Genomic DNA, 13180 nt, shown 5'->3' with positions numbered 1-13180 from the left:
CGCGACTACGGAGTCACGATGTCGAAGTCCGGGTCGGGCTGGTCGAAGAGGCCCACCAGTTTGGCGAAGGACTGGACATCACCGTCGATCCTGAGCCGTCCGGCCTGCACGGCCGCCTGCAGGTCCTCGCCCGCGAGCAGCACGCCGATCAGGGTGGGCCGGGTCAGGGTGAAGGTGACGTCGGGGGCCGGCAGCTTGTCACCGTCGCGCCGATCCCAGTGCAACAGCACGCCGTTGCGCAGCTGCAGCCGGACGGTGCGGTTCTCGTCGGTGAAAACCCAGTCGCTGGTGGCCTTTTCGTGCCAGGCCTTGGGACCGTCGAGCCGCAGCGCCATGCCGTCGAAGACCTGGTCCACGGTGAGCGCCGCCATCATCGACGGCGAGCCGGCCTTGGTGGGCGTACCGAAGGTGCCGTTGCGGAGCTCGTAGGCGCCCGAGAGGAAGAAATTGCGCCACGGACCGTTCTCCGCGCCGAAGGCGAGCTGTTCGAAGGCGTCGGCCTGCAGCGCCTTGGCGGCCCGGTTGGATGGGTCGGCGAAGATCACGTAGTTGACCGCCTGCACGACCCACCGGTAGTCGCCCTCGTCGAAGGACTTGCGCGCCTTGCGCAGCACCTCGTCCGCGCCGCCCATGAACTCCACGTGCCGCTTGGCCCCCTCGACCGGCGGGTGCTCCCACAGGTGGGCCGGATTGCCGTCGAACCAGCCCATGTACCGGTGGTAGATGGCCTTCACATTGTGGCTGACCGACCCGTAGTAACCGTGCGCGGCCCACGAATCGACCAGCGCCGGAGGCATTTCCATCATCTCGGCGATCTCGCTGCCCACGTAGCCCTGGTTGAGCCGGCGCAGGGTCTGATCGTGCAGGTAGGCGTACAGGTCGCGCTGCAACTCCAGGTACTCGACCAGCCGCTCGGTGCCCCAGGTGGGCCAGTGGTGCGAGGCGAACACGACGTCGCTCTCGCGGCCGTACAGGTTGATCGACTCGGTGAGGTACGTGGACCACACGTGCGGGTCACGCACCAGCGCACCGCGCAGCGTCAGCAGGTTGTGCAGCGTGTGGGTCGCGTTCTCCGCCATGCAGAGTGCGCGGAAGCCCGGGAAGTGGAAGTTCATCTCCGACGGCGCCTCGGTGCCGGGAGTGATCTGGAAGACGATGCGCACGCCGTCGATCGTCTGCTCCTGCCCCGTGTAGGTGATGTCGAGGGTCGGAGCGATCAGCGTGACGACGCCCGTCGAGGTGGTCTGCCCCAGCCCCGCACCGACCTGGCCCTTCGGACCGCGCGGCAGCGCCGCGCCGTACATGTAGGCCGCGCGCCGGGCCATGGCGGTGCCCGCGTAGACGTTCTCGGCGACAGCGTGTTCGAGGAATCCGGCCGGAGCCACCACCGGCACCCGCCCGGACTCGGCATCCGCCACGGTCATCACACCCATCGCACCGCCGAAATGATCGACGTGCGAATGGGTGTAGATCATGCCCGTCACCGGCTTCCGGCCGCGATGCGCGAAATACAGGTCCATGCCCGCCTTCGCGGTCTCGGCCGAGATCAACGGGTCGATGACGATGACACCGGTGTCGCCCTCGATGATCGTCATATTCGACAGATCCAGGCCGCGGATCTGGTAGATGCCCGGAACCACCTCGTACAGGCCCTGTTTCACCACCAGGCCCGACTGCCGCCACAGCGACGGGTGCACCGAGTCGGGGCAGGAGCCCTGCAGGAAGCTGTAGGAGTCGTCGTCCCAGACCACAGTCCCCTTGTCGTCCTCGACGATTCCGGGTTCCAGCTTGGCGATGAAGCCTCGATCGGCGTCCTGCTGGTCGGCGGTGTTGTCGAACGGAAGCTCTTTCCGGGCACGCTGGTTCTGCTCGATGATGAACGTGCTCGGTTCGGTGACCGCACTCACTGTCCGCCTCCTGTCACTGCCGGGATCTCCGGCGTCGATGGGATCGAAAAGGCTTGCCGCTTACCGGGATCGGTGAGACCGATGACGAGCGCCACCCCGCACACCACCAGCACCGCGACCGTCGCGAGGGCGATGACCCGCTGCCCGTGCGCCCAGTGCCCGCGATGCAGCGAGTTGTTGCGCAGGACGCTGAGCCCCGCGACGAACATGAGTCCGACCGCCGCGAGGGCGGGCGCGATAGCGGCCGGATGCCAGCCGCTGGTCGCCGCATGATTGACGAACAGCACCCCGGTCCCCATCGCGGCGATCGCGGTGCGCCGCCAGGCCAGCGCGGTGCGCTCGGCGGCATAGGTGGGCGGCGCGGTCACGGCCACACCGTCGCGATCGCCGCGAAGATCGAGACGATCGCGATGCCGCCCGCGAGAATCGGGACGAGCATCGTGTTCCCCAGCGGCTCGCCGCGCACCATCCGGTCCTGGACATCGCGCCAGTGCGTGTACGCGCCGGCGGCCAGCACGACCGCCAGCACGATGCAGCTGAGCGAGAGCAGCCGCCGCACCCCGGCGTGATGGAACGGCTGCACCAGCGTGTGCACCGCGACACCGGCGGCCAGCAGACCGAGCGCGGTGCGGATCCAGGCGAGAAAGGTTCGTTCGTTCGCCAGGGTGAACCGGTAGTCGAGCTCCGGGTGTTCCGTGTCGCCGCTGTCCTGGGGTTGGTTCTCCACTGTCACCACCTGTCCGGTGTCGCGATCGCGGTCCGACTACAGCAAATGATCAGTAAGGGCGATCATTCCACGAATCGGCGACAGGGTTCGATACTCGACACACGACGGGCACGGCAAGTGACGCATGCCCCGCAGTCCGACCGGCGGGGCCGACCCGCAACTGCGGGCATTCGCCCGCAATTCACGGCGCAGCGAGGAGATTCAGATGCCGCGCGTGGCCGGTTACCTCTTCGGTTTCATGCAGCAGGCTGCGCCCAAGGGGCTGGAACTCACTTCAGGAGCCGTTGCTCGTTCACGACGGCGACTGCCGCGGCGCGATTGTCGACGCCCAGCTTGTCGTAGATTCGTCCCAGGTGCGTCTTCACGGTCGCCTCACTGACATGCAGCGCCCGGGCGATTTCCCGATTCCCCAGCCCCTGCGACAGCTGGCCGAGAATATCCAGTTCCCGGGCCGTCAACGCGGGCTGCGGGTTTCGCATGCGGTTGAGCACCCGGTCCGCGATGGGCGGGGACAATGCCGTACGTCCTTGCGCGGCCGCGTGAATCGCCGCGAACAGCTCCTCGGGGCGTTCGGCCTTGAGCAGGTAGCCCGTCGCGCCGGCGGCGATGGCGCGGGTGATGTCGGCGTCGGTGTCGTAGGTGGTGAGCACCAGCACGTGCGGGGTCGCACCAGCGCCCGCGGTGATGCGGCGGGTGGCCTCGATGCCGTCCATGTCGCCGCCGAGCTGGAGATCCATGAGCACGACGTCCGGCTGCAGACGCTCGGCGAGGGCGACCACCTCCGGGCCGCTGCCCGCTTCGCCGACGACGTCGATGCCGGGTGTGCTGCCCAGCAGGGCGCGCAGGCCGGCGCGGACGACCACGTGGTCGTCGCAGATCACCAGGCGGACAGGGGTTTCGGCTTCGGTCACGACCGCTCCAGGGGGACTTCGGCGGAGACGACGGTGCCGTCTCCGGGCGCCGATTCGACGGTGAGGGTGCCGCCCAGCTGGCGCAGGCGGGCACGCATGGCGGGCAGGCCGTGGCCGCGGTCGGCGGTGGTGGCGGTCGCGGCGGGGTCGAAACCCCGTCCGTCGTCGGCGATGTCGAGGACGAGCCGGTCACCGAGGTCGGTCAGGGTGATGGTGACCGCGGTCGCGGCGGCGTGCTCGCGCGCATTCGCCAACGCCCCCTGCGCGATTCGCAGGACCGCCGCCGCCACGCCCGCGGGCAGTCCCACCGGCGCGCCCTCCACGTGGATGCGCACGCTGAGCGAGTCGCCGCGCTCCCGTTCGGCCATCGCCTCCAGCGCCGCGACCAGCGATCCGCCCGCGGCCAGATCCGTGGGCGCGAGGTCGTGCACGAAGCGCCGCGCCTCGGCGAGGTTGTGTTCCGCGACGGCCGCCGCGCTGCGCACGTGCTCGCGGGCCTGGTCCGGTTCGCTGTCCCAGATCCGGTCGGCCGCCTGCAGCAGCATGCGCTGGCTCGAAAGTCCTTGGGCCAGGGTGTCGTGGATCTCCATGGCGAGACGCTGCCGCTCGGCGAGGGTGCCTTCGCGGCGTTCGGTGGCCGCGAGTTCCCGGCGGGTGGCGCGCAGGTCGTCGATGAGTGCGGCCTGCCGTTCGGTCTGGCGGATCAGGCCGACGAACAGCGCGGTGCTGAGGGCGGCGACGGCGGGCGGGGCCAGCAGCAGGTTGGGATCGGCCCAGCCCGCGAGCTTCGACTGAGCGAGGACCACGAGCGCGGTCAGCCCGGCGACCAGCGCGAGGGCGACACGCAGCGGGAGGATCCGCAGGCCGGTGTAGAGCAGCGGCACCGCGCACCAGGCGAAACTCGGTGCGAGGACGACCAATACCGCCCACGCGGTCACCAGTAGCGCGAACAGCAGCACACGACGGGAGGCACGCAGTTCGCTCAGCACATAGAGCACGGCCAGTCCGAGCGAGAGTCCGATCACCCACGGCATGCGGGCACTGTCGGGGTGGCGGAGCACGAACCGCAGCATCGACGCGGCCAGCAGGACGTAGAAGGCGCTGTGCACGATGGTGCCCAGTAACCGGGTGTCGTCACGGGGCTGCACGCCCACCCGGTCCGGAGACGGCATGCGGGCACCTCCTCGGCGGCAGTGACGTGGGTAAACACTCAGTGACATGGACAAACACCCTCATTCTGCCGTGCCCCACCGCTCCCGGGGTCATCCGATCGGTTGACACGGGGATCAGCCGGACCGCGCGCGAATTCGCAGCCGCTGCGCCGATGTGCCCGGCCGGTCTGGGCAGCAAGCTGGAATGCGAACAGAGCGAACAGCTTTCACCCGAGAATCCGTGGAGGACATCATGACCACCCCGCAGCAGTCCAGCTCCAACCGCAAGCGCCTCGTCATCGGCGGCGCGGCCGCGGCGGTCGTGGCCGCCGGGGTGATCGGCGTGGTGTCGGTCAACGCGCAGGACCCCGATCCGGGCAGCAAGGCCCCGGTGGCGGCAGATGTCGCCAATGGCAACCTGCAGCAGAGCACCCATCTGACCATTGCGGCCGCCACCAAGGCCGCGCAGGCCGCGCTGGATGCCGCGGTGAAGGAGAACCAGCACGTGACGGTTGCCGTGGTGGATCGCGACGGCAATACCGTCGTCACGTTGCGCGGCGACGGCGCCGGGCCGCAGTCCTACTCGTCCGCGCAGCAGAAGGCTTTCACCGCGGTCTCCTGGAACGCGCCGACCTCGCAGCTGGCCAAGCGCCTCGACAGTGCGCCGCATCTGGCCGACATCCAGGGCACCCTGTTCCTCGCGGGCGGCGCCCCGGTGGCCGCCAAGGGCGGCGCGCCGATCGCGGGCATCGGGGTCGCGGGTGCGCCGAGCGGTGATCAGGACGAGAAGCTCGCGCAGGCGGGCGTGGCCGCGCTCGGTAACTGACCGGCGATCGCGGACCCGGAATCGGTCATCGGGGAGCCGATCGGGCGCGCCGACACTCGGCACGATTCCGAACCGGTCGGGAGGGAGTACTAACCTTCTCCCGGTGACCGAGTCCGCTGACGGATTGCTGCCCGACCCGAGGGGGGTCGGGTCCGAGGAGATTCCAAGCGCGGAGAGGCGGAGCGACGCCGACCGGCTGCGTCTGTTCTCCTTCGCCACCGCCGAGAAACGGGCCGATTACCTGTGGGTGTTGCGGGCCTTCGACACCGCCCGCGCCGCCTACGTGGTGCTGTTGCACGCCTCCGATGTCGCCGACTCGCTCGATCGTTGCCCGGGCGCGCCCGCGCTGACCGCCACCGAGGTGGGTCCGCTGCTGGAGCAGCTGCACCAGTGGGGTGTGCTGGAGCGCAGTTACGACGGGACCCGGGCGGCGACGCTGGCCGAGTATCGGAACCGGCATTTCGTCTATCAGTTCTCGCAGGCGGGTTATCAGGCATATCGGGCGGTTTCGGATGTGCTGGCGGCGCGGCTGGACGAGGCCGCGCTCTCGCGGCTGGTGCTGCCGGAGCTGCTGGCGGATCTGCACACCCTCGCCGAGGCCAACAAGAGCGCGGACGCGCCGCGCGTCTACCGGGTGCTGAACCGGCTGGACCGGGCGCTGTCGGATCTGGCCGAGCGGGCGGCGCACTTCTATCTCACGCTCGGCGATCTGGTGCGGACCACCGAGGCCACCCCCGAAGCCTTCCTCGCGCACAAGGACGCACTGCTGGCGCACATGCGCGAATTCTCCATGGACCTGGCGCGTTTCGCGCCGCGGCTGGCCACCGCCATCCGTGAGGTGGAGCACACCGGGGTCGAGGATCTCGTCGAACGCGCGGCCCGCTGTGACGAGCGGGTGCTGCTGAATACCGCTGAGCGCCAAGCGGATTGGCGGGCGCGCTGGCAGGGGCTGCGAGGCTGGTTCATCAGTGACGACGAGGGCGGGCTCACCGAATGCGAGCGGCTGCGCGAAGCGACCATGAGCGCCATCGCGGCCGTGCTCTCGCTGCTGCGCCGAGTCACCGAGACCCGCAAGGGCGGAGTCAGCCGGGAATCGGCGCTGCGACACCTCGCCGGATGGTTCACCGCCGCCCCGACCGCCGAGGCCGCGCACGCACTGTATGACGCCGTCTTCGGATTGGGCCGTCCCCGCCATCTGGCCATGCTGCACCCGGACGCCGATGTGATTCCGGCCATCCGATCCTGGTGGGACGCACCACCTTTGGAGATCGCCCGCACCCTCGCCGAGACCGGGCGGCCGCCGACGCCGGGTGCGCCCGCCCGGCTGCAGCGCAATGACGCGGGGATTCGCCGCCTGCGCCAGGTACAGCTCGATGCCCAGCGCACCCGCGCGGAGGCCGCACGCTCGCTGGCCGCCGCCGACCTCTACGAGCGGGAGCTCGACGAGGGCGAGACCGAGGTGCTGCTCAAACTGCTCGACGCCGCCTCCACCGCGTGGGTGCCGGTGAGCGGGCGGGTACCGGGCACCTCCGGCTCCGACAACGGCGTGACACTCACCGTGTCCGAGCACGAGGGGTCCACACTCGTCCGTACGTCCAAGGGCGTGTTGCACCTCAACAACCGGCGACTCGAGGTCCGCGAGACCACTGCCCTGCGTGGTCGCAAATTCCCTGCCGCGCAGTCGAATCGGCCGGATCCGTCGGTCACGCCCGCGGGCGGCGCTGTCGGCGGCGGGGAGGTGGGCTGATGCACGCGCGAAGTATCGATTCGCTCGCGCTGGACAGTTATCAGCGTGCGGCGCGGGTGATTCTGGCCAATCACCTGGTCACCCGCACGTATCCGGATCGCATTGCGCTGCCGCTGCTACGGCGGTGGGCGACGGAGCTGCGGGAGGATCTGGCCGAGCTGTTCGGGTATCGGCTGGAGGTCACCGAGACCACGGCGCGGCTGTTCCCGGTGCTGGATCGGCTCGACGCCGGACGGCCCGCGCGGACCACCGGTGACCGGCTGTTCGATCGCCGCCGCTACGCCTACCTCGCCCTGGCCCTGGCCGCGCTGGGTCGCGCCGGGGATCAGATCACGTTGTCGGAGTTGGCCGATCAGGTGGCCGCCTACACCGAACGGGTGGAGGGCCTGGAACTCGCGCCGGATCGGGCCGCGGATCGGGATGCGTTCGTCGACGCGGTCGGCTGGCTGGCGGCGCGCGGCGCGGTCACCCTCGCCGACGGCGACGCCGGGGGCTGGGCGAGCGACCCGGAGGCCGGTGAGGCGCTCTACGACATCGACCGATCGGTGGTCTTCGCGCTGTTCCGGCCGCCGCGGGCGCTGCAGCATCTCCAGAGCGTCACCGGACTGCTCGGCGAGGAGGCGGGCGGATCCGATACCCGTTCCCCCGCACTGGCGTTGGCGGCGCGCGAGGTCCGGCGGGCCCTGGTCGAGCAGCCCGTGGTCTACGCCGACGAGCTCGACGAGCCGCAGCGCTCGCTGCTGGGGCAGGAGAAGCTGGTCGCCGAGGTCGAGTACCTCACCGGGCTGCGGGCCGAGCGGCGCGCGGAAGGCGTTGCGCTGATCGACAGTTCGGGGCGGCTGTCGGATGTGCGGTTCCCGGGCACGGGCACGCTCGCGCAGGTGGCGCTGCTGCTGGCGGGTGAGATCGCGGATCTGGTGCTGGACATCGACAATCCGGTCCTACGCCGGCCGCGGCCGGACCGCCCGCTGCTGGATCTGGTGGAGCAGCTCGACACCGCCATTCCGTCGAGTACCGTGTTCGCTCCGCTCGCGGATCCGACGGATGTCTTCGGGCCGCACGAGGATTCGGACGTGGAAGCGGCCGAGCCCGAGATCCCCGACTTCCCGTTCCTCGAGTCGTCGTGGATCCGCGACACCGTGCAGATGCTGACCGACCGGTACGGCAACACCTTCGCCGCCCAGTGGCAGGCCGATGTGCCGGGCCTGACCGCCGAGGCGGTCTCACTGCTGGAGCGGCTGCGGCTGGTGGAGCCGGTCGACGGCGGCCTGCTCATCCTGCCCGCGCTGGCCCGGTACCGGGGCGCGATCGTCACCGTCCGCACCCGCGCGGAGACCGAATTGTTCATCTCCCCCACACAACTCGGCGCGAACGCCGTGCCCGCGGACAGCAGGACAGCGCCCGCGGACAGCTCGACAGAGAAGGGATCCGGGAACTGATGGCCGACCACATTCACGGTGGAGTGCGCTTCGTCCCCACCCGGGCGGGCATCATCAACCTGTGGGACTACCGCGACCAGGAGTTCTGCTTCGCCGACGGGCGGCTGGTGCTGCGCGGGCCCAACGGCTCGGGCAAGACCAAGGCCCTCGAGGTGCTGTTCCCGTTCGTGCTGGACGGGCGGATCGAGCCGCGGCGGCTCAATCCGTTCGCGGGTGAAGAACGCACCATGAAGTCGAACCTGCTGTACCGCAAGCAGGAATCGGCCTACTCGTACGTGTGGATGGAGTTCGCGCGCGGCAGCTGGACCGGGCCGGAGACGGTCACCATCGGCATCGGCATGCGCGCCACCCGCTCCAACGACAAGGTGACCCGCTGGTATTTCGTCGCCGACGGCCGGGTGGGCGTGGACTTCTCGCTGCTGGGCCCCGACGACCGGCCGCTGACCCGTAAGCAGCTGGCCGAGCAGATCGGCTCCGACGCCATCGTGGACCGGCCGGTCGAGTACCGGGCGGCCATCGACGCCCGCATGTTCGGGCTCGGGCAGCAGCGCTACGACCAGCTCATCAATCTGATCCTGACGCTGCGCCGCCCGCAGCTGGCCAAGAACCTGGACCCGCGCGGCCTCTCGCAGGCGCTCACCGATGGTCTGCGCCCGCTGGACGAGCAGCTGATCCTGGACGCCGCCCGCTCCTTCAGCGATATGGAGGAGGTCGGGCGCACCCTCGAGGGCCTGGTCCAGGCCGACACCGCGACCCGCGATTTCGTCAACGTCTACCGCAAATACCTTGCCGTGCAGGCGAAGACGGACATCGACCAGGTGCGGGTGCGCCTGGACGCGGTCACCCACTCCAGCACCGCCCTGCACGCGGCCGCCGCCCTGCGCAAGCGCCGCGACACCGAGCGCGCGGCCGCCGAGACCCGCGCCGAGGACGCCGACCGCGCCTACGAGCAGGCCCTCGCCGACCGGGAAACCCTCCAGCGTTCCAGCGCTTACGAGGGCAAGCAGCAGCTCGACGATCTCGCCGGCGCCGTCCGCCGGCTGGAAACCTCCGCCGCCGTACACAGCGACAAGGCCCTCAAATCCCGTCAGACCGTGGACCAGCGGCTCGAGGAATCCGAACGCGCCCAGGCCGCCGTCACCAACGCCGCCTCGGCACTGTCCCGCGGCGAGGACGAACTCCGTACCGCCGCGGAGGAAGCCGGCATCTGCTGGTCGGCCCTGCCCGAATCGGCCCGCGCCGAGCACCTCACCACCACCGTCCGCTCCCACGCCGAGGAGCGCGATGCCGACGTCCGTGCCGTCCGCCGCGCCCTCACCCTGGTCGACCAGGCCGTCACCGAACGCACCCGGGCCGAACGCGCCGCACAGCGCGCGGTGGAGCTGCGCGAATCCGCCGCCGCCGAACTGGCCGAGGCCGAAGCCGGAGTGGCCCTGGCCCGGTCGAACACCGCTGTGTCCCTGCGCGATTGGTGGGACACCCACCGCGACGTATATGCGCCGATTCGCAACGGCCTGTTCGAGGCGCTCGACGGCGCCTTCGGGCACGTCGGCACCGAGCACCCCCCGCGACCGGCCGGCGGCACGAAGGCCGCGATGGGGGCCGGGTCTCGCACCGGCGGTGACTCGGCGGCCCAGGACGGAACCGGAAAGGCGGGCGGAAAGCGTTCGGCGACAGGACCGGATGGCGGCGGACCCGTCGACACGGCTGCGACCGGCCGGGGACCGGTCGACGTGTTCGACGACGGCTCCGTTCCGGCCACACCGGCCGAAGTGCTCGCCGAACGCACCGAACCGCTGACCGAGGAGATCCGGGCGCGGCGGCAGGAGGCGCGGGCGCGGGCGGCCCGGGCGACCGCACGGGCGGGCGAACTGCGCGCCGAGCGGGAGCGGGTCGCGGCCGAACGCGACGACGCGCCACCGGCCTTCGCCGCGCGTACCGATGCTCGACCCGATCGGGCCGGCGCGCCGCTGTGGCGATTGGTGCGTTTCGCCGACGGCGTCGGTGCGCACGAGGCAGCTGGGATCGAGGCGGCGCTACAGGCCGCCAACCTGCTCGACGCCTGGGTATGCGCGGATGCCGAACTGCCGGACCATACTTCGGACCAGTTCCTGACGCCGCTGCCGCCGCAGTTGCGCCCCACCGGCCGCACGCTCGCCGATGTGCTTGTCGCCGAGGATGATTCGGGCACGCTGACCGTGCCGCGCCAGATCGTTTCCGGCATTCTGGCGTCCATCGCGCTGCACGAGGTCGCCGGGTCGATCACGGCCGCCGGCGCGGATGGCAAGGGGCGCACTGCCACCGGGGCCGAGGCACACCCTGTCGGCGCGGAGGGGCAGCTCACCATCGCCACCGACGGCCGGTTCCGGCAGGGGGTGCAGGTCGGCCGGCACGTCAAATCCGACGCCGAGTTCATCGGCACCACCGCCCGCGCGCGCCGGCGCGAGTTGCGGCTGGCTGAGCTGGCCGCTGCCATCGAAACGGCTGTGGGCGAGGCCGATACCGCCGAAGCCGACGAACAGGCCGCCACCGCGGAGCTGGGGCGGATTTCGGCGGCGGCCAAGGCGCTGCCGCGGACCACCGCGGTCACCGCCGCGCTGCGGAGCGTCGCCGAGGCGGCGGGCATGCTGCGCTCGCGCTCGGAAGCGGCTGGCCAGGCCGAACGGGATCTGGATCAGGCCGTGGCGGAATACACCAACGCGGACAAGAAGGTCCGGGCCATCGCGGCCGATCATCGCGCACCGCGCGATCCTGCCGAGTTGGATGCGCTGGCGGCCGCTGTCCGCCATTTCGAGAACGCCGGGACGGCGCTGCTGCGCTTGCGCGGCGATCATCAGCGCGAGCACGAGCGGGCCCGGGAGGCGGGGGACCGGCTCGAGGAATCCAAGGACCTGGCCGAGGCATTCGCGGAAGAGGCCGAGGCCGCGCGGGCCGGGTACGAGGAGCAGCTGCGCAAACTGGAGACGCTGCGCGAGGCGCTCGGCGCCGGCGCCGCGGATATCGATCGCGAGCTGGACGCGGCCCGGGAGAAGATCGAGGCGGCGCGGGCGGAGCAGAAGGCGGCCCGCAAGGCCGCGGCCGAGGCCATCGAGGCGGTGGGCACGGCCGAGGGCGCGCACCGCGCCGCCCACGACACATTGGGCACCGCGCTCACCGAATTGCTCGCCGACGTCCGTCATCTGGCCCCGTACGCGCGCCCGGATCTGCTGAGCCTGCTGGGCGCCCCCGCCGACAGCCGCTGGCCCAGCAGTGATGCCGCGTGGTCGACGCCGGAGCAGCTGCTGTACCGGATCGAGAACGGCGATCCGGAGCAGGAGCCCACGGTGCTGCCCGCCGAGGTGTCCGCCCTGTTCGAGAATCTCGCCGCCGCAACCGCTTCGGTGCGCGCGGGCGAGGCGGCCCGCAAGTCGACCCGCAGCGCGGTCACCACCGCCCTGCAGGAGTTCGACGCCGCGCTGACCGCGGCCCGCCAGGACTATCGCCTGCACTGGGATGCCGCCGACGGCCTCACCGTGGTGCAGGTGCACGACGACCACGGCCTGTCCGCGCTGGCCGATTTCGCCGAGCGCATCGGCGCGGCCCGCCGCGATCAGGAGCTGCTGCTCACCGACGCCGAGCGCCGCATCCTGGAGGACGCGTTGCTGACCGGGCTGGCCCAGCAGATCCACGAACGCACCTGCGACGCCCGCGATCTCATCTCCCGCATGGGCGCGGAGATGAGGCAGCGCCGGATGTCCTCCGGCAACACCATCGGCGTGCACTGGGTGCTGGCCGACAATCTCGCCGAGCCGGCCCGCGCGGTCTGCAAGCTCCTGGACCGCGACTCCGCCGAGCTCACCCCCGAGGACCTGTCCACCATCCGCGCCTATTTCGCCGCGGAGATCCGCACCGCGCGTGCCGCCCACCCGGAGCGCTCGTTCCCCGAGATCCTCGCGGCCACCCTCGATTACCGCACCTGGCGCGTCTTCTCGTTCACCATCGTCACCGCCGACGGCGCCGAGGACCGCCTCACCGTCGCCCGGCACAGCGCCCTCTCCGGCGGCGAACAGTCGGTGTCCCTGCACCTTCCGCTCTTCGCCGCCGCCCACGTCATGCTCGATTCGGCCGACCCCCAGGCCCCTCGCCTGCTGGCTCTGGACGAGGCCTTCGCCGGTGTCGACGACAACGGCCGCAGCGAACTCCTCGGCCTGTCCGTCCAATTCGATCTCGACCTCTTCATGACCGGCTACGACCTCTGGATCACCTACCCCCACGTCCCGGCCTGCGCCCACTACGATCTGGCCCACTCCGCCGCCGAGAACACCGTCAGCGCAACCCTGCTGGTCTGGGACTCCGACGATCTCCTGGCCGAACACGACGGCACCGACCTCACCACCGCCCTCGGCTCCCCCAACCGCCGCCGCCTCCCCCACGGCCTGGAGGGCGCGATCCCGCTGGACGAGGAACTCGAGACGATCAGCTGACCCCCGCGC

Annotated in this window: 9 protein-coding genes; 4 read left to right on the top strand and 5 right to left on the bottom strand. The window is 70.8% G+C overall.

What is annotated here, in order from left to right; genetic code table 11:
* Positions 1-5: 5 nt before the first annotated feature.
* The 5 genes from ACFXKA_RS09145 to ACFXKA_RS09125 form a co-directional block, all read right to left on the bottom strand.
* The gene (locus ACFXKA_RS09145; RefSeq protein WP_379426753.1) at positions 6-1907 is read right to left on the bottom strand and encodes an alkyl/aryl-sulfatase; all 1902 of its coding nucleotides are present in this window, start codon (positions 1905-1907) and stop codon (positions 6-8) included.
* On the bottom strand, positions 1904-2275 hold the full coding sequence (locus tag ACFXKA_RS09140; RefSeq protein WP_379426752.1) for a DUF202 domain-containing protein: 372 nt from the start codon (positions 2273-2275) through the stop codon (positions 1904-1906). Before ACFXKA_RS09140 ends, ACFXKA_RS09145 begins: the two co-directional genes overlap by 4 nt.
* Positions 2272-2640 (bottom strand): YidH family protein, encoded by a 369-nt coding sequence (locus ACFXKA_RS09135; protein WP_379426751.1) that lies wholly within the window; start codon positions 2638-2640, stop codon positions 2272-2274. The genes ACFXKA_RS09140 and ACFXKA_RS09135 overlap by 4 nt, the downstream gene beginning before the upstream one ends.
* Before the next feature lie 263 nt (positions 2641-2903).
* Entirely contained in the window at positions 2904-3545 is a 642-nt protein-coding gene (locus ACFXKA_RS09130) for a response regulator (RefSeq protein WP_379426750.1), read from the bottom strand.
* Positions 3542-4717 carry a sensor histidine kinase gene (locus ACFXKA_RS09125; RefSeq protein ID WP_379426749.1) on the bottom strand — a complete coding sequence of 392 codons (1176 nt, stop codon included), beginning with the start codon at positions 4715-4717 and terminating at the stop codon, positions 3542-3544. The genes ACFXKA_RS09130 and ACFXKA_RS09125 overlap by 4 nt, the downstream gene beginning before the upstream one ends.
* 232 nt (positions 4718-4949) lie before the next feature.
* On the opposite strand from ACFXKA_RS09125, the gene ACFXKA_RS09120 reads away from it, so the two are divergent.
* From ACFXKA_RS09120 to ACFXKA_RS09105, 4 genes are all read left to right on the top strand, one after another.
* A complete protein-coding gene (locus ACFXKA_RS09120) occupies positions 4950-5522 on the top strand; it encodes a heme-binding protein (protein WP_379426748.1) in 573 nt (190 codons plus the stop codon).
* A 196-nt stretch (positions 5523-5718) separates the two neighbouring features.
* Complete coding sequence (locus ACFXKA_RS09115; protein WP_379426920.1) at positions 5719-7269, top strand: TIGR02677 family protein; 1551 nt, start codon at positions 5719-5721, stop codon at positions 7267-7269.
* The gene (locus ACFXKA_RS09110; protein ID WP_379426747.1) at positions 7269-8708 is read left to right on the top strand and encodes a TIGR02678 family protein; all 1440 of its coding nucleotides are present in this window, start codon (positions 7269-7271) and stop codon (positions 8706-8708) included. The genes ACFXKA_RS09115 and ACFXKA_RS09110 overlap by 1 nt, the downstream gene beginning before the upstream one ends.
* Positions 8708-13171 (top strand): SbcC/MukB-like Walker B domain-containing protein, encoded by a 4464-nt coding sequence (locus ACFXKA_RS09105; protein WP_379426746.1) that lies wholly within the window; start codon positions 8708-8710, stop codon positions 13169-13171. The genes ACFXKA_RS09110 and ACFXKA_RS09105 overlap by 1 nt, the downstream gene beginning before the upstream one ends.
* Positions 13172-13180: the final 9 nt, after the last annotated feature.

The sequence above is a fragment of the Nocardia sp. NPDC059228 genome, assembly GCF_042754245.1.
Taxonomy (GTDB): Bacteria; Actinomycetota; Actinomycetes; order Mycobacteriales; family Mycobacteriaceae; genus Nocardia.
The sequence above is the reverse complement of the archived record's forward strand: the minus strand, read 5'-3'. Positions and strand labels throughout refer to the sequence as shown.

Excerpts from the sequence above, each read along its gene's own strand:
- ACFXKA_RS09110 (WP_379426747.1), top strand. The coding sequence starts at position 7,269 with ATGCACGCGCGAAGTATCGATTCGCTCGCGCTGGACAGTTATCAGCGT.
- ACFXKA_RS09125 (WP_379426749.1), bottom strand. The coding sequence starts at position 4,717 with ATGCCGTCTCCGGACCGGGTGGGCGTGCAGCCCCGTGACGACACCCGG.
- ACFXKA_RS09120 (WP_379426748.1), top strand. The coding sequence starts at position 4,950 with ATGACCACCCCGCAGCAGTCCAGCTCCAACCGCAAGCGCCTCGTCATC.
- ACFXKA_RS09105 (WP_379426746.1), top strand. The coding sequence starts at position 8,708 with ATGGCCGACCACATTCACGGTGGAGTGCGCTTCGTCCCCACCCGGGCG.